This is a genomic window from Pseudomonas sp. 01L34 (genome assembly GCF_056400265.1).
Map to the genome: position 1 here is coordinate 1 of NZ_JBFTSX010000054.1, position 409 is coordinate 409.

Here is a 409-nt window from a genome sequence, read left to right on the forward strand (position 1 = left end):
GAGCCATAAGTGCCGGTATTGGACCCGGCAATACTCCAGGTGGCGGTGGCCGCATGATCAATGTCGGCCGAACTGAACTGACCGCTGACGCTGAGGCTGGTGTCCTCCTGCACCGCGCCCACCTCATTGCCCGACGCGAAGCTGAGCACCGGCGCATCGTTGCTGCCGGTGACGGTGACAGTCACTTGCTGGGTGTCGACACCGCCGAGGCCATCGCTGACCTGGATGGTGAACACTTCGTTATGGCTCTCGCCGGCCTTCAGCGATTGCACGGCACTGGCGACACCATCGGTGCCATTGGCCAACGTGTAGGTCCATTGACCGGTGCCGTCCACCGCGATCGAGCCGTAGCTGCCGGTATTGGACCCGGCAATGCTCCAGGTGGCGGTGGCCGCATGGTCGATGTCGC

General features: G+C 63.8%; 1 protein-coding gene. It reads right to left on the bottom strand.

Annotated elements, in window-relative coordinates; genetic code table 11:
- The coding region (locus tag AC1DQM_RS29950; RefSeq protein WP_477747279.1) for a VCBS domain-containing protein at window positions 1-409 on the bottom strand (409 nt) is incomplete at both ends.